Here is a 19,965-nt window from a genome sequence, read left to right as displayed (position 1 = left end):
TTTACAGAAATAATAAAGTGTAAAAAACTACTAGGCAAAGTCCGAAAATTGCTTATAATGAATTAAGACATTGCTTATATCACTCAAAGCTTTGAAGAGGCTGATAAGCAATGGTAGTAATCGGCTTTCAATTAGTATGAGATCGTCAAGCTTGTAAGAAAGTATTCTAGCAACGGATAAGCATGGAATATCAGAAACATAATGTTTCGAGTAATCATTGTATGAAGGGAGTCAATTTATGAAATTATTTACAAAAACCGCTTTAGCAGTTGCAGGTATCAGTCTAGCCACTATGGCATTTGCCGCTGATCCGCTCGCCAATACAACTTGGCAGACATTTGATGAAGGTAAACCAAAAGGCACAGTAAAAATCACTGAGTCAAATGGTGTGCTAACTGGGACACTTATCGCTACTAACTCAGCAACAGGTAAAAAGCACGTTGGTATGAAAGTCATCAAAGGTCTAAAAGCTGACGGTGGTGGTAAATATAGCGGTGGTACGATTACGGATCCTGAGAAGGGTAAAGATTATCGTATGACTGCCAGCCTAAATGGTAGCACCCTAAACCTAAAAGGTTATATCGGTCCATTTTCTCGCAGTCAAACATGGAAAAAGAAGTAATCTAATATAGTTTTTCTTTTATCGATGTTCATTTTGATCAAAAAAATCCCGCTCTACCGAAAGGTATCGCGGGATTTTTAATGCCTATGTTTTAGTATGATTTCAAAGTATTTATCTCACGAACTAGGGATAAGCTCCCATACCACATTCTGCTATATCTGCACCTTCGTACTCATCTTCAGAGAGACGTAGGTCAATAACGGCTTTAATAATTGCCCAAACGATACTAGGGCATGTCCTCAATTCAATCGATGGTAATCTAAATGGGTTAAAAATGGTTAAATCTTGCCAAACAGCGTCAAATAGTTAACTAATATCTCGATATTACCTGCACTATTTTCCTCGTTTGACTGCAACTTATCTCATTTTTACCATCATTTTTGAAATGAGGACACACCCTAATTTTGATCAAAAAAATCCCGCTCTACCAAAAGGTATCGCGGGATTTTTAGGGCTTATATTTTAGTATGATTTCAAAGTATTTATCTCACGAACTCAGGATAAGCTTCCATACCACATTCTGCTATATCTGCACCTTCATACTCATCTTCTTCAGAGATACGTAGGCCGATAACTGCTTTAATAATTGCCCAAGCGATTAAGCTAGCAACGAATACCCAAACAAAGATGGTAGCCGCACCAGCAATCTGACCGACGAACGATGCCGCTGGATTGGTAATTGGTACAATAAGCAGACCAAACAGACCAACTACGCCATGAACTGAGATAGCACCGACTGGATCATCTATTTTTATTTTATCTAATGCTAAGATAGATAGCACAACGATAACGCCAGCGATTACACCAAACAATGTGGCTTGTAATGCAGATGGAGTAGAGGGTTCTGCTGTGATAGCGACTAGCCCTGCAAGTGCACCATTTAAGAGCATCGTTAAGTCAGCTTTGCCAAAGATGATGCGTGCTATTATTAAAGCACCAATTGCACCGCCTGCTGCTGCTGCATTAGTATTTAAAAAGACCATCGCAACTGAGTTTGCACTGGCGATATCGCCAAGCTTGAGTACTGAACCGCCGTTAAAGCCGAACCAACCCATCCACAAGATTAGTGTACCAAGTGCTGCTAATGGTAGATTAGCACCTGGAATGGCACGTATCTCGCCATTAGGACCATATTTACCTTTACGTGCACCTAACAGTAGTACACCTGCCAATGCAGCTGCAGCACCTGCCATATGGACGATACCAGAACCTGCAAAATCAGAGAAGCCCATGTCACCTAAGTTGAACATGCCAAATACATCATTGCCGCCCCACGTCCAACTACCTTCTAGTGGATAAATAACACCAGTCATGACGACAGCAAATAATAAGAAAGACCATAGTTTCATACGTTCAGCAACTGCACCTGAAACGATTGACATACAGGTCGCTACAAAGACTACTTGGAAGAAAAAGTCTGAGGCTGCAGAGTAGACGGAGTCGCCACCAAAGCCATTTTCGGCAGAGGCTGCTAATGCGTCTTCTACTAAGGTGTCACCGCCTGCAATTCCGCTTAAAAACAGATCGCCACCATACATAATAGCGTAGCCGCATACCATGTACATGATACTGGCCGTTGCAAATAGCGCGACATTCTTAGTTAAGATTTCGACCGTATTTTTTGATCGGACCAGTCCGGCCTCGAGCATAGTGAAGCCGGCTGCCATCCACATGACCAACGCCCCACAGATCAAAAAGTAAAACGTATCGAGCGCATACTGGAGCTCAAAGATTTGACTTTCCATTTAAATTCCCCTTGAATTTACAATATAGATATCGGTATGACCGATAGATAAGAATGCTGTAAGAGCCTGTATCTATAAATCTATGCTTATAGATATGGCCTCAAATCTAGATAGCGTCAGGACCAGTTTCACCCGTACGGATACGAATAACTTGCTCAAGAGCAGTGACGAAAATTTTGCCGTCACCAATCTTGCCAGTGCTAGCGATACGAGTGATGGCTTCGATAGCAGGTTCGACCATCTCGTCAATCACAGCCACTTCAACTTTTACCTTAGGTAAAAAGTCCACCACGTATTCTGCGCCGCGATAGAGCTCTGTATGACCTTTTTGACGACCGAAACCTTTAACTTCAGTAACGGTGACACCTTTAACACCGATGTCAGAAAGCGCTTCACGTACATCATCGAGCTTAAACGGTTTTAAGATCGCAGTGATTAGCTTCATAAAATATTCCTTATTTGTGTGATGCTGCAGATTGATAGAGGCATTGTGGTACATCGTATCTCTGCCTTGCTTATCATAAGTTATTCAAGAACTGTGCCAATTTACTCAAGGGGAATAGGTAAAATTGGAACTTTGTGCTCAAAAAACTCACATTCAAGGCAAAGAGTAATGACTATGCTACCACGGTAAGCACTGTCACTATGGGCATAAATAACCTGTATAAACCTTTAGCGTTAAATCAACGAAAACTTTATTATAACCAACTTTTTAGGTGCTTGGGGAGGCTATCCATGTATTTCATGTGATGATTTGCTAAATTGATTTAATGTGTAGAAATGCATTGAGAGCTAGATTGGGGAAAAGCATTAGAGAGCATGTTGATATATAGCAGAGATAGGCGCAGAGCCTGGTATTAGTACTCATGCTCTGCATCCAATAAGGTAATAATAGACATATAAAGGGCTATAGGCTAGCTTGAGTCTACGCTTTAGGGAATAGAAGATAAGGCGTTTTAGTACTGCCTAGGAGTTTTTTGGTATCGCTACCTTGTAATAGCGTACGTATACGAGATTGACCAAAGGCACCTGTCATTAGCAGTCCGATATCATTTTCATTCTGATAATAATGTAGAGCAGCTGTGACATCACGGCAGTCTAGCAATGCTTTTTTAGATTTAATACCTGCTTGTTTGAGACGCGCATAAGCCTCACGTAGGGCATCACAGTTTTCTGAGTTTTCTTTGCCGATCATGACAATATGCACAGTTAATGCACGTACAAGCGATGTTTTGCAGAGCCAATTGAGCAATTTATGCGACGTTGGACTGTTATCAAACGCAAATAGCGCAGTCGTAGGGGGCAAAAATGGTGCATGAGTCACCAAAATGGGGCAGTGACTGACTCTAACCAGCTGGCTCAATGTTGCTTTGCAGGTAACATTATGGCCTATGATGATGAGTTGCGCCTTATCATCGACATAATCGATACTTTCATTGAGGTTTTCGTGCCGATGCAAGGTATATGTCTTCAGCTTTTTGCGCTGCTGCTCACAATAGGTTGTGGCTTGATGTAGCAATAGCTTGCCTTGCGACTTTAGCTCACAATTACTCAAATGCTCTTTGGTTGTGAATTGCTCGAGCAGCATGTTTTCATCATCGATGTTCAAACAGCCAGAATAATTCACCGCTGCTTTTTGTTGTAAGCTCGGTACAGAGTGCAACAGTCCGATAGGCGCTTGTAGGCGAGTCGAGGCCCACATGCTGGCCTCTAACACTGCTTGCACATGATCAGGGCAGTCCAAGCAGGCGATTACGCTATCTGGTTTTAAATTACTCATAAGACCACCACATCATTCTAATAATAAAAATACAGCTGCTTGGTTCAAGAATTGGACGGTAATGCTGATACCCAATCCTCTCAACCACTGCAGCTGTGTATTAAACTATTTATTCAATTGTCTATTTATACGCTATCAAGTAACGCCAGCATTTAGCATGCAGACGCAGCTTTGCTTAATCCAATAGGCCAATATCTCGGCGATCATGGACAGAGAAGCGATCAATCAGTGTTCGACTTGCATTGTTGAGTCCAACCACTTTGACATCAATACCTTCACGTTGCAAGCGCATGACCAACTTGTCCAAGGTATCTACGGCACTGACGTCCCAGAAATGTGCTTGGCTGACATCGATTTCAATGCTATCTAGTGCTTCTTTTGTATCGAAGCTACCTAAGAATTGTGTGGTAGATGCAAAGAATACTTGCCCTTGCACATAATAATAGCGAGTGTTGCTGCTATCATCATACTCACTAAAGATGGTTAAGAACTGACCAATCTTATTGGCAAATGCTAGAGCAGATAGTAGAACACCCACGCCCACACCATACGCTAAGTTATGCGTAAATACCGTCGTCAAAACAGTCGCTAGCATGACAATGTTAAATGACATTGGATGCGTTTTAAACTCGCGAATAGACTGCCAATTAAACGTCCCAATAGACACCATAATCATGACAGCAACCAATGCCGCCATCGGAATTTGGCTGACCCATTCACTTAAGAATACAACCATGATGAGTAGGACAACACCTGCCATCAAAGTAGACAAACGCGTGCGCCCGCCAGATTTGACGTTAATCATCGACTGACCAATCATCGCACAGCCTGCCATGCCACCAAAGAAACCAGATACAACGTTGGCAATACCTTGACCACGGCATTCTTTATTCTTATCACTTGGCGTATCAGTCAATTCATCAACGATAGTCGCTGTCATCATAGATTCTAATAAACCGACAATGGCTAGCGCGATAGAGTAAGGCGCAATAATCAGTAGGGTTTGTAGATTCAATGGAATGTCAGGTAATAAAAACATCGGTAATGAGTCTGGTAAATCGCCCATACTGCCGACGTTACGAATATCGAGATTCATATACATCGCAACAGCCGTTAAGCCAACGATACAAATAAGTGGTGAGGGAATCACACGCCCAATCTTAGGGATAAGCGGAAACAGGTAAATAATCGCTAAGCCGGCCGCCGTCATGATATAAACAGTCATGCCAACGCGTTCAGTCATGGGATTAAGCTCAGGAATCTGAGCTGCAAATATCAATATAGCCAGTGCATTGACGAAGCCAATGACTACTGAACGAGAGACAAAGCGCATCAAGTTGCCTAGCTTTAATAAGCCCATCACAACCTGAATACCACCACATAATAAGGTAGCGGCCAGTAAGTATTGCAAACCATGATCGGCGACTAAATCAACCATCACTAGGGCCATGGCTCCTGTCGCCGCCGAAATCATACCCGGACGACCACCAACGAAACTAATCACGACAGCGATACAAAATGAGGCATATAAGCCGACTTTTGGGTCAACACCCGCGATAATAGAAAAAGCAATAGCTTCAGGAATCAGTGCCAGTGCGACGACCAAACCTGATAAGACGTCACCGCGAACGTTGGAAAACCACTCGTCACGTAAGTTATCAATAAAAGATGTCATAAGTAAACTGCATAGGGTTAGAGGCAAAAAAAGTAATCATTACTCATTAATAAAATGATCGCGTCGCTACAAAAGTAGCTATCCATCTTTCTTTTACCACGACACGCATTGCATCATGTGGTGGCATTGAATTATTAAAGGTCGATAATAAGTATGTCTACTGATTTATGATTGGTATCACTAATACGCTCACCAATCACTAATACGATGATAAATTCAGTGAGATTACCTAAAAAATATTGTTTAAAATAGGTTGCGTAAAATAGCACCTACAATAATGAATAGAGTCAGTAATGACTTTGTGCGGTAGAGGGTGGTAAATAATCTGTCAAACAAACATTGTCGCTTGATAGAGCATGACCGCAACACTAATCTCTGTTAAAGATAAGTGACAATCACACGCGAATAGCGCGTTAACTGTGGCAACATGCTAAACTAAAATGCTTGGGGGAATACCCAACCATTCATAGCTCAGGGCGACTATTATAGCACTAGCCACTTAATATAAAAACAGGCGCATAATAGCATAAAGTCATAAAAAACCAGTACCGAAATCTGAACGATACCGTTATGATGCTTCTCATCTTGAAGGCATTGTTTGGACTCTTTACAGATTAGGTCTGCTTGATGCCGTTTTGCTCGTAAAATAGAAGGAATATATATGACCACCAACATTGCAACAGATGCCTTACTTCATAAAGGTAGTGGTCTACAGGTCGTGGTCGGCTTGGGGCAATCTGGTCTATCCGTTGCGCGCTATCTGGCCAAGCAAGGCTATCAGGTAGCAGTTACTGATGCACAAGAAGCACCTAAATTAGCGGATCAATTACCAGCTGAAGTTGATATCCGTCAGTTCGGTGCAATCGATGCCGAGCTGTTGCAGCAAGCAGCACGTATCATTATCAGCCCTGGTATCTCTTTGGCTACCGAAGCTGTTGCTGCTGCACGGCAAGCTCACATTCCAGTGGTCAGTGATATTCAGCTATTCTGCGAAGCCTGTACGGTGCCGATCGTGGCTATTACAGGCTCTAATGCTAAAAGTACCGTGACCACGTTGGTCGGTCAAATGGCTACAGATGCTGGTGTTAATGTTGGTGTCGGTGGCAATATTGGTGTGCCAGCGCTCACGCTACTTGATAATCCTGAAATGGCATTGGCTGTACTGGAATTATCCAGTTTTCAGCTAGAGACCGTCACCAATTTGGGTGCGCAGGTGGCGACAGTTCTCAATATGTCACCTGACCATTTAGACCGTCATGGCGATATGTTGGGTTATCATCAAGCCAAGCACCGTGTTTTTCAGGGTGCTAAGTCCATCGTTATTAATCGTGAAGACGCACTGACGCGCCCGCTAGTCGCTGATAATTTAACCAGAGTGAGCACAGGTATTCATGCTCCTGATAAAGGCCAGTATGGTCTTATCATTGATCCTGAAGGTCAAATTTATCTTGCTCGTGGTACAGAATTGCTACTGTCGGCAGACAAACTGTTGATTAAAGGTCGTCATAATTTGCTCAATGCACAGGCAGCCTTAGCCTTAGGCGAGCTCGCAGGTTTACCACTTGATAGTATGCTAGACACGTTACAGCACTTCACTGGACTTGAGCATCGCTGTGAATATGTCGCTCATGCTGCCGACATTGATTATTTTAATGATTCAAAAGGCACCAATATTGGCTCGACCATGGCCGCAATCGAAGGGCTAGGTGCGGTCTATGCGCCAAAAGACGGCAAGCTATTATTGATTTTAGGTGGACAGGGTAAAGGCCAAGCGTTTGGCGAACTGACGCCGTTCATCAATCAATATGTCAGTCAAGTGCTGTTTATCGGTGAAGATGCTCAGCTGATTGAGCAACATTTGCGTGCAGCGAAGATTAGTGCTGATGTGGCATTACATCAGTGCCAAACGCTAGAAAAAGCTTTTGCTACGATTCAGCAGGTGACATCAAGCAGCCTATCGCAAGTACAAGCGGTGCTACTGTCTCCTGCTTGTGCCAGCTTTGATCAGTATAGGGGCTACGCTGCTCGCGGTGAGCATTTTAGTCAATTGGTCAGCCAGCTAGAATGTGTGCAATGAAACTAGCATAAATGCTAATTGGCTTGATACCTAACTGGCTTGATAATTAGTTGTTCTGAGAATAAACAACAATATAGAATAATAAAACGTTATTTAGTTGGTGTTTATTGTCAGAAAGCATTTTCTTTATAAATGATTGTTTTGCTTATAGATTGCTGCTACTGTCAATCATAACCAGACAAGTGATTTGTTTGGTATTATCTTCTTCATATTTTTTAAACGGTGGCGTTTCATAGACGCCGTGTTTTTCGTTCGTTAGTGTATATAAAATTATGGCGCTCCCTTCTTTTTTTCGTTCCTCGTCCCAACCAAAACAAGCCGCTGGCTCTGATGGTATTCTTTCTATGCCGTCAGCACGTGCTGTTTTGATATCGAGCGTCGGCTGTATGCTGGTGCTCAGTTTACTAATGGTCGCTTCTGCGTCTATTCCTTTTGCGCTCAGTCGCGGTATGACAGAGCTGTACTTTTTTAACAACCAACTGTTGTATATGACGATTGGTCTGGTTATTGCAGCTATTCCTTATTATAGCGTGTCTTTACGAAGACTATATAAAACCGAAACCCAGTTTATTTTATTGGGTATTACGGGTGTGCTATTAGTAGCAACCTTGTTCAGTACGCCTATTAATGGCTCTAAGCGCTGGTTGAATTTGGGTGTGTTTAACTTTCAGGTAGCAGAGCTTGCCAAGCTAGTCATGATTGTCTTTGTGTCTGACTTTGTGGTGCGCCGGTCTTTCGAAGTTCGTAATGGGTTGGATGGCTTTTTACGAATTATGCTAGTGGTCGCGCTCATTACCATGCTGCTCTTATCGCAGCCAGATTTTGGTTCTTTTGTCGTGATTTTGGGTACCATTTTTGCGATATTTTATATCGCTGGTGCGCCTTACAAGCACTTCTTAGCATTGGCAGCGGCTGCTGTTGGTGGCGCAGTATTGATGGTCACAACAGCACAGTATCGATTGGTACGTGTGATGTCGTTCATGGATCCGTTCGATGATGTGCAAGATACCGATTATCAGTTAGCACGTAGTTTGATTGCCTTTGGTCGTGGGCAGTTTACGGGTGTTGGCTATGGTGAGAGCGTGCAAAAATTATCGCATTTGCCAGAGGCACACACGGATTTTTTACTAGCAATTACGGGTGAAGAGTTAGGCTTTGTTGGGGTCACTATGGTGTTGGTGCTCGAAGCCCTGATTATCGGTAGTGCGATGCGTATCAGTTATAACGCGTTAAAACGTCGACAGATGCGCATGAGCTATACGGCCTTTGGTATTGGTGTGGTTTTTATTGCCCAGACGATTATTAATGCAGCGATGAACATGGGCGCGATTCCAACCAAAGGTTTGACCATGCCATTCTTCAGTTATGGTGGCTCATCTATGTTGATTAGCCTAGTGATGGTTGCGCTATTGCTGAAAATTTATAAAGAAAGCCCTGAGATCGAAAAAAGCCAGTGTCGTTATTATTAGCATTTTATGATTATGCATGATGCTCAATAACAAGGTGTTTAATAACTAGTATCTGGTTGCCTTTAAAAGAGCGTCGCTAATGAGTGGCGCTTTTTGTTATCTGCTTTTTATCAGTTAGATAAATTTAACTGTTGCTTGCTCTGTAGTGGGGTATTGTCCCATTGCGCAATGGCTTGCTTGAGCATATTTTCAGGGGTATCTCTATCAACGACGGGTTGTTGTAATAGTTTTAGTGCATGAGCGATTAACTGACTTGGATTTCGTGTATCAATGGGTTGTGCAAGGTTTTGTTTGGAGAGTTTTTGCCCATCAGGGTTGCATATCAATGGCAAGTGATACCAGTGGTCGATAGCGGGTAAGTGAGCAGCATTCATGATGCTGATTTGTGCTGTGGTCATGGGTAATATATCCAAACCACGCATGATGTGAGTAACCTGTTGCAGGCCATCATCGAGACTCGCAGCCAAAATATAATTGATCATGCCATCTTGACGACGGGCCACCATATCGCCTAAGGTTTGTTGCGGGTTATCCCATTGTATTCCTTGGATGCCGTCATTAAAGCCAATTCTATAATCTGGTAACTGTATGCGCAGTTTATGCTGCTGTCTGTCAAGGTCAGCGGCGACACAGCGGCGTGGGTAACGCTTTCTATTTGGCTGGTTTTCATTATGAATTTGGCTCTGTTCTTCTTGTGACCAATACTGCTCTAAGCCTTTACGTGAGCATTGGCAGCCGTAAGTGAGTGGACGCAGGGCAGAGTTTAAGTAATCATTATAGATATCAATACGCTCAGATTGATAAATGACATCGCCATCCCAGTGTAGACCAAGCGCTTCTAAATCAATCAAGATTTGCTCAGTGAACTGCTGATCGCAGCGTTCAGTATCGGTATCTTCAATGCGCAATAGCCATTGACCACCCAGTGATTTGATATGGCAGAAGCTGGCAAGTGCTGTCGTTAAAGAGCCAAGGTGCAGCTCACCAGTAGGTGAAGGTGCGAAACGGCCGATAGGCTGAGGAAGAGTAGGCATAGGAATCTTGATCGTTTTTAAAATAGGTAGTTATCGATGATAGTATTATTTAGATAGAATAATAAAGTTGGGTTAAAAAAGATATTTATTAAATGAGATAATTTGTTAGAGGTCTTACTTCTAAAAAATAAAATTGTTTTTTTAACACTTATCGTTAGGGGCTATTATCGTCAGCGGCTATAGTGATAGATTGACTACAAGTCATGGAACAAAGAAACGATAGCCTAAAACGCAACGAGCGACCAATAACATGGTCGCTCGTACTTAACTAGGGTCTTCTTATGCTTGATTGAAGCTATCTTATCTAAGCGCCTTGGTTCTGACGTTCTTTGATTTCAGATAGCGTTTTACAGTCGATACACTGAGTCGCTGTTGGGCGTGCTTCAAGGCGACGCAGACCAATCTCTACACCACAAGTCTCACAAAAGCCATAGTCATCATTTTCGATTTCTGACATAGATTTATCGATTTTGCGAATGAGTTTGCGTTCACGGTCACGCGTACGCAAAGCCAGCGCAAACTCTTCTTCTTGGGTTGCGCGATCATTGATATCTGGCATGGCGCTTGACTCATCTTGGATATAAGTCTTGGTACGATCTGCTTCGCCAATCAGTTGGTTTTTCCAGTCCAATAAAATCGCTTTAAAATGCTCTAACTGAGCATCAGACATATATTCTTCGTCTTTGGCTGGCACATAAGGAGTAAACTTCACTTCACTCGGATTCGTGGTCACGGTGCTCATATGGGTATCCTACTTTTTCAAATTAATTCAATAAAACGACGTATCAACAGATAAGACGTTATTAATTTTACGAACGCTATAATGCTTTCCATTTATAAAACGTTTTACCACTTGGTAACACAAGTAACACAGCTGATCTAATAATATAGTTATCTTGCTAGCCTGACATCAGCATAGCGATGGTCAAATATATGGTTACGCTTATCTTTATTTAAACAGTTTTGTCTAAAAAACACTGCAAACCAATAAGATCAAAATCTCAATTATGGTCGGCTCAGCCATCCTAGCCGTTATGATAGTACCTAATGGTAGAAGTTAGGCAGTCTTCATTTTATAAGTTGTATCATTGTTTCTAATAATAATGAAGTTATTTTTTACACTGGAGGCTATTTTACTTTGCTAGCCACATTATATTAGCCCGAGAAACCTAAGCTAAATGCTTAGTATATAAGGGCTAAAGTTATTTTTATGCCAATATTTATGGGCATCAAGTATCCAGTCTTTCAACCCAGCTTGCAACCGTTCCATTGTTGGCTAATTGCAACCAACGGTAACCAGGTCGAGCGTCTTCATCATAAGCAAAGTTATCTTCGTTAGGCATGAACTGATAGCAGGTCGAGGGTGTGGTGTAGACAGAAACGCCCTGACGATAGCGGACTTGGTCTTGGTGAATATGTCCACTAATGATTACTTTTAGCTGCTCAAAGGCTCTCATATGCTGCCAAAAATCTTCGCTATTTTCTACCATATGAGCATCAATCCAGGCAGAGCCTACCGGTACAACATGATGGTGTAGGGCGAGTAGCGTAGGCTTGTCACAGGCATCGAGTCTCTCACATAGCCAGTCCATATCGGCAGGTGTTATTTCGCCTGCAACTTCCCCACTAATAGATGAGTCTAATAGCAATAGCTGCCAATGCTCAGTTTCAATAATATGTTGGTTCAATAACCGAGAGTCAGCAGGCTGAGCAACCAATGTGCGCTGCAAAAATGGTAAATGGCAGCCAACTTCGTCAGTCACATCATGATTACCAGCAATACAAGCAAAAGGAATTTCAGTCGCTTGTAATACCTTAAAGATATGGTCATAAATCGTAGGTATGATTTTATTGACCAAGTCACCTGTCACGATAATGAGATCACAGCGAATATCTTCATTTAGTGCTTGTTGAAGCACCTTTTCAAAACTATGTTGATAAATGACGGCTTCATCACTGTCAATATTATCGTTATCCGTAATAAAAGCGCTAGGTGTCAATAAGTGTAAATCGGTGACTTGTAAGATATTAACTTGCTCATCTGGCGTACTGATTCTACTGATAGTATTGCTTGGCATTGGGTCAGTCCCTTATTAAAACAGAGCAATTGACGCTGTCAACATGACCATAAGTAAACGAGTCACTATTATCTGTTTTCACTACTTTTTTCCATCATATATGATATTTAGCTCCAGTTAATACACTATATTTTCAATAGCTATTATAGGCATTTTTTTATTATTAATGATACTGATAGTGATGAGGAAAGTTTATAACACAAAGTAAAACAAAGCTCTAGCAATATTAATCAAATAAAGTTGAATTAAATCAGAACCTGCAACAGATTGTTAACCATTAGTGGCGAGCTGACCAAAATTTTGCGGTGATTAATTTTGAGCAAATAAGTGCGACAAAAAACAGAATGGCTAATATTAATACAATAGAGAGACCCGTCTGAATATCTAGCCAAATGCTGCCCCAAACTCCTAAAGTAACACCTAACTGAGCGATAACTAAAGATATAATGACCATTTGTTTTGGTGATGTTACCCATAAGCGTGCGGTTAGTGCTGGTAACACCAACAAACCACTGATGAGTAAGCTGCCGACCGCTTGTAGCGCAACAGCGCAGAACCCTGCCAATATTCCCATAAAGAACAATCGCTGGCGTGTTGGATTGATACCTTGGATACGTGCCAATGCTTCGTGAGTAGCAAGCTTGATTTGCGCCGGCCATATATAGCGTAGTAAACCCAAACCCACTAGCACGCTACCCGCAAGTAGAGGTAAGTCAGCCCAATCTAGCTCTAATAAATTACCAAATAAAAATCCTAGTACATTGGCTTGCTGATCTGTCAGCTGGGTTAAGGTCAATAATCCTAAACATAATAATGACACTGCAACGACAGCTAGTACTGCATCAGCAGGTAGACGCTCATCATCAATCAGTACCAGTCCTAACACTACTGCGATACTGACTAACAAAACACCAATACCCATCGGCAGTTGCCACCAAGCAGCTAAGGCGACACCAAGTAAGGTGCCATGTGCTAGAGCATCGGCAAAGAATGCCATACGGCGCCACAATACTAAACAACCCAAAGGCGCTGATAGTAGTGCTAAAATACTGCCAGCGATCCAAGCAGGAGCGATAATGGCTAACCAAGTGGTCATAATAAATATCCGTAAAATTTTTATAAAGGCTCAAAACAGTATCAGTAAGTGTCAAAAGCACTTTACTGAACATAGCTGTGCCATATTTGGTTTTGATGGTTATTGTTCGATATCATTCGGTGCGTGATGCTGGCAAGCATGTGGCTGATGTACATATGGCTGCTCATAATAATGACCGAATAACTTTTTAAATTCGGTGCTAATAGCAAGCTCACTTGGTTGCCCCTCGCAGCAAATATGTTTATTGAGACAAATAACGCGCCGACTACCTCTCATTACCCAGTGCAAATCATGCGATATCACTAACATGGCACAACGCAAGAAATCTGGTAGCTTATCAATGAACTGATAGAGCCAGACCTCAGTATCAGGATCAAGCCCTTGCATGGGCTCATCTAAAATCAATAAATTGGGTTTATCTAGCAAGGCACGTGCTAATAATACCCGCTGTGTCTCACCACCTGACAGATGCAGCATTTGCCGTGATAGCAAGTGCGTCAATGATAAATTATCAAATATGAACTGGCGCTGCTCAGCGGTTAGACGTTTTTTATTTGCTTGACCCAGTAGATCACTGACTCGCAATGGCAATATTGGCGGGATCGTAAATCGCTGTGGCACATAGCCAAGTTGCAATGGTTGGTGTGCGGTTAAACTACCCTTGGTTGGCTCAATCAAACCTAAGATGAGTTTGACAAGCGTTGATTTTCCAGCACCGTTAGGTCCAACGAGGCTAACCGTTTCATTGACAGAAATATCAATATCAATATTTGAGAGCAGGCGTTGCTGCCCAATATAGTAGCTGATATTGCGTAGGCTCAGCAGCTGGCTAGCATCGTTCGCAGTATTGCCGTCAGCAATAGGTAGGACAGGCTGATTAGATGGTAAGGTAGACAGGCTCATAATATGACAACGAATGGATAAGTAAAGGATAAAAATAATCAGAATATTGCTATTAAAAACCAATAAAAAGTATTAAAAATAATGAAAACAAGACTTATAGGTTATTGGCAAGCTTGGCACCGACCTCTAAGCTCGATCACACTATGCTCCACGACAAAGCCAACATCTTGCTCAGCAAAGCTCATCATCTCTTGTACTGGCAAGCTGCTACATTCTTGTACCCGCTGGCACTGACCACAAATCAAAAAAGCCGCCGTATGCTGTGCTCTCGGGTGACAACAAGGAACATAAGCGTTAATAGACGTTAGTTGATGAATCAAACCTTCGCTCAATAAAAACTCCAAACTGCGATAAACCGTTGGTGGAGCGACGTTCTTTTTAGTTTGTCTTTTGCCAAGCTGCTCTTTTGTCTCATCACTATTGCTAGCATCTGACAGGCGCATGCTTTGTAACTGAGCAATTAAGTCATAGGCACCAATAGGCTTATTGGCTTCTAATATCAACTGATATATTTGCTGACGTAAAGCCGTAAAGCGTGAGCCATTTAAGCGACATTGCTCTTTTGCTGCTGCCAGACGTTCTAATACGTCATGCGGCGTAAAGTCTTGCGCATCATGTAAGTGTTCACAAACTGATGAGTGGGTAGACATGGTGCGGACTCCTAAAAATAAAATGGCTGTTTTATTATATTTTTTATTGTTATAGTATAACATAATAAAATGAAAAGCAGATAAGCTGTCTTCAGTTATCTACTGTATTGTCACTCTTCAGTAAACATGATATCTCAACACTATCAATTATATACCAATCATATATCAAACAATCATATACCAAAGACACCTACTATGAACTCAGCTTTCAATCAGTTACTACGTCCAATTATCAAGATAAAACGTCTGCTAGTTTCTGGAGCAGTACTAGGATTTTTAACGCTAAATGCTCAAGCAGCAACGGTTAGTGTGAGCAACTATCCGATGTTTTTACTCAGTGAAGCGGTGACTGAAGGAACACCATCAGCCAATAGAATTCTGCAACCAGGTGATGTGGGGCATCATGGAAGCGTCAGTCCAAGCGATATAAAAGCGATTAAAGACAGCAAGTTCGTCGTTTGGTTTGGACCTTCATTAGAAAACAGCCTAACTGGCAGCTTACAGACAGCACCTAATGCCATTGCTATGTTCGACTTTAAGGCCTTCAACCGTTATCCGCTTCGTGACGTGAAAGGCGAGCCAATTGCAGACACACTTGATCCGCATATTTGGCTAGATCCTGAAAACGCCAAAGCCATTACCCGTGCATTGGCAGTGATACATAGTCGCGCTAATCCAGAGTACGCAAATACCTATCAAGCCAACGTTGAAAAGTTTGCTGCACGTATGGATAAAGCCGTCAACACTGTACAACAATCGTCACAGACTAGCCGTCCTTACTGGGCTTATCATGATGCCTACCAATATATTGAAAAAGCTGCTCATGTAAAGTTAGCAGGTAGTTTAAGCCCAGACCACCATATCTCTCCGAAAGCCAGTCAATTGCGTTGGTTGAATGAGAATCGTCCTGTTAAGCAGATGTGTATGGTTAATCAAGGCGCAGTTTCTAAAGGACTACTTGCTAAATTGCAACCAATTAGTACCACTGCTCAAATCGAAGACATGAGCGACACTCAAGATTTTGTAGAAGGGTGGACGAATATGGCACAGCAAATTAACAATTGTGTGGATGGTAAGTAGGAATAAATCGAAGTATTCTTCAAATAAATGTTACCATGCCTCAAACTAAGTGCTTTCAAATGAAGTGTGGCCTAGTTTGAGGTGTGTTTTCATGCTAAATAGTTGACAAATTTCATATTATGCTTGCTTAAAATTCACATGCTCCTTATAATAAGTGGCGTTTAATTTTGGTTGAAAGGCTGTACCTGTAGAGTGAGCGATTCACGGATAAAAGTGTCACAAGGATACTAGATTATCCCAATATTGTAAGGCTATAGGAATACCGATGACCAAGCCTGCCAAACGCACGCAGAAAGATAAAATTGGTATCTACATCAAACGCCAAGCCTGGATATTGTTTATCCTGATTATTGTTGTTTGGATTCTAGATGCTATTTGGTTAGATAGTGAGCTTACTGTAACGAAAAGCGCTGCAATTGGTGCGTTGCTAAGTTTTACTACTCAAGCCGTATTTGCTTTTTTTATCTTTTGGCATACTGGATATCGCGCGCGCCAACATATTGTTAGCCAGCTATATCGAGGTCAAATGGCAAAATGGCTATTGACCGTGTTTGGTTTCGCACTAATTTTTATTACCGTACAACCCCTATCTGCGCCTGCGCTGTTTATCGGTTTTATGGTAATGCAAATTAGTCACAGTTGGATGTTGTGGCATATACGCTAGTGTTAATGAAAATCGCTATATGATTGGTTAGATATTTTGTTAATAGCACTGGCAAGTCACCCTGCCGTCCAACTTCTCTATGACTAGTTCGAAAAGTCGAAGTACAATAACTGTCTTAAAACAGTAATAGTGATTATAAAGATTGCCAAATGAGCTTTTATGCTCAGCACACACTAATATGGTGATAGGGTAGGGCAGATTTAGCCACCGATATCATAGACAAGTAAATTGTCGTCATCTAATGGTGTATGTGGAATTATGCATGCTGACATTAAAATGTTACTAGGCAGTTAACTTATTCATACAATGGATAAAAAAATCACAATTGACTTTACACGAATACAACGCTGCATTAGTATAGGCAGCTAAATATTTTGCTTATGGGTACCACATTGAGTGCCTGCCATTAATATATGGCAAATAAGCAGACACATATATAATAATTTTGCGTATAAAAATGCAAGGGCTATTACTGATTCATCATAAGCCCTTTTTTGATAGCTAAAATTTATCTCAAGCTATCAATTATTGCATATTAGTAATAGAACTATGGGTTGGATGTTATTGATTACATGAGCGCTTTAGCATGAATTATTTGCTTGCTTATAAGCACATCAAATAAAACACTAAAACCTCATCAGATGACAACCATATTTTTGGTAGTTGATTAAATCGTTGATTAATAAGAAGCTTACATTATGGCATCCGAGCAAACATCATCAGAATATATCTCTCACCACTTAACGAATTGGACGTACGGCTATCTGCCGGGCGAAGGTTGGAAAGTTGCCTATACTGCTGAAGAAGCAGGGCTAATGGGCTTTAAAGCTATCCATCTTGACTCTATGCTATGGTCAATTGGTCTGGGCATTCTATTTTGTACCATCTTTTGGATGGTTGCCAAAAAAGTCACTTCAGGCGTGCCAGGTAAAATGCAGGCAGCAGTTGAATTGATCGTTGAGTTTGTTGATAACAACGTTCGTGATTCATACAGTGGTACATCAAAACTGATTGCACCATTGGCGTTGACCATCTTTGTTTGGATCTTTTTGATGAACTTGATGGATTTAATACCTGTTGACTTCGTTCCAGGTATTGCGGGACAAATTGGTGCTGCAATGGGCCATGATCCACATCATGTTTTCTTTAAGATTGTTCCAACGACTGATCCTAACATCACGCTTGGCATGTCGTTCTCTGTCTTTGCACTGATTATCTTTTATAGCATTAAAGAAAAAGGTTTGGGCGGCTTTATTGGTGAATTAACACTACATCCGTTTGGCGCCAAAAACCCAATCGTACAAGCGATTTTGATTCCCATCAACTTCATCCTAGAAGCAGTTACTCTAATAGCCAAACCTGTATCACTTGGTTTGCGTCTATTCGGCAACATGTATGCTGGGGAATTGATTTTCATACTGATTGCTCTAATGCCGTTTTGGATTCAATGGGCGTTATCGGTACCGTGGGCTATCTTCCACATCTTAGTTATTACACTTCAAGCGTTCGTATTTATGATGCTGACGATAGTTTATATGTCGCTCGCATCATCAACTGAACATTAATTAGACATTCAATAGGTAAATGAGGATACATCAATGGATCCAGTATTAGGTGGTTACACAGTTATCGCAGTAGCGCTACTTATCGGTCTTGGCGCACTTGGCACAGGTATTGGTTTTGCTATTCTAGGTGGTAAATTCCTAGAAGGCGTAGCACGTCAGCCAGAACTAGGCTCACAGCTACAAACTCGTATGTTCATCGTAGCAGGTCTTCTTGATGCTATTCCGATGATCGGTGTTGGTATTGCTATGCTATTGTTATTCGCTAACCCTCTAGCAGGTTAATCAGAAAGCTCAGTTGTAAATGTTTGGTAGTCAAAGTTTGTATCTTAACCATAGCCAAAGTTTGGCTATCAAATATGATCAATGAAACTGATTTTTCATTAACAAAGAGGTGATCACGTGAATATCAATTCTACCCTCATCGGTCAAGCCATTGCTTTTGCAATCTTTGTGATGTTCTGCATGAAATTCGTGTGGCCACCACTTATTGGTGCCATCAATGAGCGTCAGCGTAAAATTGCTGAAGGCCTGAATGCCGCAGAAAAAGCAAAAGCAGACCTGGCGACCGCGGAGCAAGATGTCCAGCAGGAGCTTACTCTTGCAAAGACTAAAGCTGCTGCTCTAATCGAGCAAGCGAACAAGAGTGCCAACCAGCTTGTCGAAGATGCAAAAACGCAGGCCCAAGTGGAAGGCGAGCGCATTCGTCAACAAGCGCAAGCGTCTATCGACCAGGAAATCAATCAGGCGCGTGAGTCATTACGTGCTCAAGTTGCTGAACTGGCTGTACTTGGTGCAGAAAAGATTTTGCAAGACAAAGTCGATGTGCAAAAACATGCCAGTATGCTAGACCAACTGGCGGCGAAGCTGTAACTGTGAGGATATAATGGCTGACTTATCAACCTTAGCACGACCCTACGCTAGAGCCGCGTTTGACTATGCCAATGAAAACGGGGCCGTAGACGAGTGGGAAAATTTCTTGTTTATCGCTGGTGCAATTGTCAATGACAAAGCGTTCCGTACTTGGCTAGAAAATCCAGCCGTTACGGCTGAGCATAAGTCAGCTGCTTTGGTTGATCTTTATGACTCACAAGTGGCTGGTGATAACGACTCTGCTTTTAAACAGCTATTAGGTGAGAACAAAGGTTCTCGCTACGGTAATAGTATTAGCTATCCTAAAGTATCACCAGCGCTCAATAATTTTATTAAGCAGCTGGCAGAACAAGAGCGTCTGGCGCTGCTTCCTGAAGTTTATGAGCATTATCGCCATCACAAGGCAGTAAGCTTAAAGCAGCTTGACGCATATGTGACTTCTGCTTATCCATTAACGGATGACCAACGTCAAATGATTCAAACACGTCTCGCTGCCTCGCTAAATGCTAGTGTAGTGATTCACGAATCAGTTGATCCAAGTCTATTGGCAGGTGCTACGATCAAAGTCGGTGACAAAATCATTGATGATTCGATGCGCGGCAAGTTACAACAGTTAAAAACACAGCTAACTGCCTAATGCCATTTATCAACGCAGTC

19 protein-coding genes are annotated in these 19,965 nt (G+C 41.8%); 9 read left to right on the top strand and 10 right to left on the bottom strand.

Annotation, left to right across the window (positions count from 1 at the left end; genetic code table 11):
* The first annotated feature begins 238 nt into the window (after nt 1-238).
* Nucleotides 239-622, top strand: coding sequence for a DUF2147 domain-containing protein (locus I6E61_RS11520; RefSeq protein ID WP_110923646.1), 384 nt, complete (start codon nt 239-241; stop codon nt 620-622).
* Between the two features lie 482 nt (nt 623-1,104).
* Here the strand turns inward: I6E61_RS11520 and I6E61_RS11515 are convergent, their stop codons facing one another.
* The 4 genes from I6E61_RS11515 to I6E61_RS11500 all read right to left on the bottom strand — a co-directional run bounded on the left by I6E61_RS11515 (nt 1,105) and on the right by I6E61_RS11500 (nt 5,822).
* The gene (locus I6E61_RS11515; RefSeq protein ID WP_197134918.1) at nt 1,105-2,367 is read right to left on the bottom strand and encodes an ammonium transporter; all 1,263 of its coding nucleotides are present in this window, start codon (nt 2,365-2,367) and stop codon (nt 1,105-1,107) included.
* A 106-nt stretch (nt 2,368-2,473) separates the two neighbouring features.
* Nucleotides 2,474-2,812, bottom strand: a complete 339-nt coding sequence (locus I6E61_RS11510) for a P-II family nitrogen regulator (protein ID WP_010197981.1) — start codon at nt 2,810-2,812, stop codon at nt 2,474-2,476.
* A 480-nt stretch (nt 2,813-3,292) separates the two neighbouring features.
* Nucleotides 3,293-4,147 (bottom strand): universal stress protein, encoded by an 855-nt coding sequence (locus I6E61_RS11505; RefSeq protein ID WP_197101967.1) that lies wholly within the window; start codon nt 4,145-4,147, stop codon nt 3,293-3,295.
* Nucleotides 4,148-4,322: 175 nt separating this feature from the next.
* Nucleotides 4,323-5,822, bottom strand: coding sequence for a SulP family inorganic anion transporter (locus tag I6E61_RS11500; protein WP_194197904.1), 1,500 nt, complete (start codon nt 5,820-5,822; stop codon nt 4,323-4,325).
* A 661-nt stretch (nt 5,823-6,483) separates the two neighbouring features.
* On the opposite strand from I6E61_RS11500, the gene murD reads away from it, so the two are divergent.
* Both murD and ftsW read left to right on the top strand, forming a co-directional pair.
* A complete protein-coding gene (gene murD / locus I6E61_RS11495; RefSeq protein WP_197134917.1) occupies nt 6,484-7,899 on the top strand; it encodes a UDP-N-acetylmuramoyl-L-alanine--D-glutamate ligase in 1,416 nt (471 codons plus the stop codon).
* A gap of 344 nt (nt 7,900-8,243) precedes the next feature.
* On the top strand, nt 8,244-9,368 hold the full coding sequence (gene ftsW, locus I6E61_RS11490) for a putative lipid II flippase FtsW (RefSeq protein ID WP_227685879.1): 1,125 nt from the start codon (nt 8,244-8,246) through the stop codon (nt 9,366-9,368).
* A gap of 110 nt (nt 9,369-9,478) precedes the next feature.
* On the opposite strand, the gene gluQRS is transcribed toward ftsW, so the two are convergent.
* From gluQRS to I6E61_RS11460, 6 genes are all read right to left on the bottom strand, one after another.
* Nucleotides 9,479-10,402, bottom strand: coding sequence for a tRNA glutamyl-Q(34) synthetase GluQRS (gluQRS, locus tag I6E61_RS11485; RefSeq protein ID WP_197134913.1), 924 nt, complete (start codon nt 10,400-10,402; stop codon nt 9,479-9,481).
* Between the two features lie 304 nt (nt 10,403-10,706).
* Nucleotides 10,707-11,144 carry an RNA polymerase-binding protein DksA gene (dksA, locus tag I6E61_RS11480; RefSeq protein ID WP_110923638.1) on the bottom strand — a complete coding sequence of 146 codons (438 nt, stop codon included), beginning with the start codon at nt 11,142-11,144 and terminating at the stop codon, nt 10,707-10,709.
* Between the two features lie 487 nt (nt 11,145-11,631).
* Nucleotides 11,632-12,480, bottom strand: coding sequence for a metallophosphoesterase (locus I6E61_RS11475; RefSeq protein ID WP_197134911.1), 849 nt, complete (start codon nt 12,478-12,480; stop codon nt 11,632-11,634).
* 277 nt (nt 12,481-12,757) lie between these two features.
* Entirely contained in the window at nt 12,758-13,576 is an 819-nt protein-coding gene (locus I6E61_RS11470; RefSeq protein ID WP_197134909.1) for a metal ABC transporter permease, read from the bottom strand.
* Nucleotides 13,577-13,675: 99 nt separating this feature from the next.
* The gene (locus tag I6E61_RS11465) at nt 13,676-14,479 is read right to left on the bottom strand and encodes a metal ABC transporter ATP-binding protein (protein WP_197134907.1); all 804 of its coding nucleotides are present in this window, start codon (nt 14,477-14,479) and stop codon (nt 13,676-13,678) included.
* 101 nt (nt 14,480-14,580) lie between these two features.
* Entirely contained in the window at nt 14,581-15,129 is a 549-nt protein-coding gene (locus I6E61_RS11460) for a Fur family transcriptional regulator (protein ID WP_197134905.1), read from the bottom strand.
* 195 nt (nt 15,130-15,324) lie between these two features.
* On the opposite strand from I6E61_RS11460, the gene I6E61_RS11455 reads away from it, so the two are divergent.
* The 6 genes from I6E61_RS11455 (at nt 15,325) to I6E61_RS11430 (ending at nt 19,945) form a co-directional block, all read left to right on the top strand.
* Nucleotides 15,325-16,209, top strand: a complete 885-nt coding sequence (locus tag I6E61_RS11455; protein ID WP_227685851.1) for a metal ABC transporter solute-binding protein, Zn/Mn family — start codon at nt 15,325-15,327, stop codon at nt 16,207-16,209.
* Between the two features lie 265 nt (nt 16,210-16,474).
* Entirely contained in the window at nt 16,475-16,873 is a 399-nt protein-coding gene (locus I6E61_RS11450) for an ATP synthase subunit I (RefSeq protein WP_194197914.1), read from the top strand.
* Between the two features lie 698 nt (nt 16,874-17,571).
* Nucleotides 17,572-18,438 (top strand): F0F1 ATP synthase subunit A, encoded by an 867-nt coding sequence (atpB, locus tag I6E61_RS11445; protein ID WP_110923631.1) that lies wholly within the window; start codon nt 17,572-17,574, stop codon nt 18,436-18,438.
* Between the two features lie 33 nt (nt 18,439-18,471).
* Nucleotides 18,472-18,720: a F0F1 ATP synthase subunit C gene (gene atpE / locus I6E61_RS11440; RefSeq protein ID WP_010197960.1), complete on the top strand. Its 249-nt coding sequence runs from the start codon at nt 18,472-18,474 to the stop codon at nt 18,718-18,720.
* Between the two features lie 117 nt (nt 18,721-18,837).
* Entirely contained in the window at nt 18,838-19,308 is a 471-nt protein-coding gene (locus I6E61_RS11435; protein ID WP_194197915.1) for a F0F1 ATP synthase subunit B, read from the top strand.
* 13 nt (nt 19,309-19,321) lie between these two features.
* A complete protein-coding gene (locus I6E61_RS11430) occupies nt 19,322-19,945 on the top strand; it encodes a F0F1 ATP synthase subunit delta (RefSeq protein ID WP_110923629.1) in 624 nt (207 codons plus the stop codon).
* Nucleotides 19,946-19,965: the final 20 nt, after the last annotated feature.

It is taken from the genome of Psychrobacter sp. NZS113, from assembly GCF_015864825.1.
Lineage (GTDB): Bacteria > Pseudomonadota > Gammaproteobacteria > Pseudomonadales > Moraxellaceae > Psychrobacter.
The sequence above is the reverse complement of the archived record's forward strand: the minus strand, read 5'-3'. Positions and strand labels throughout refer to the sequence as shown.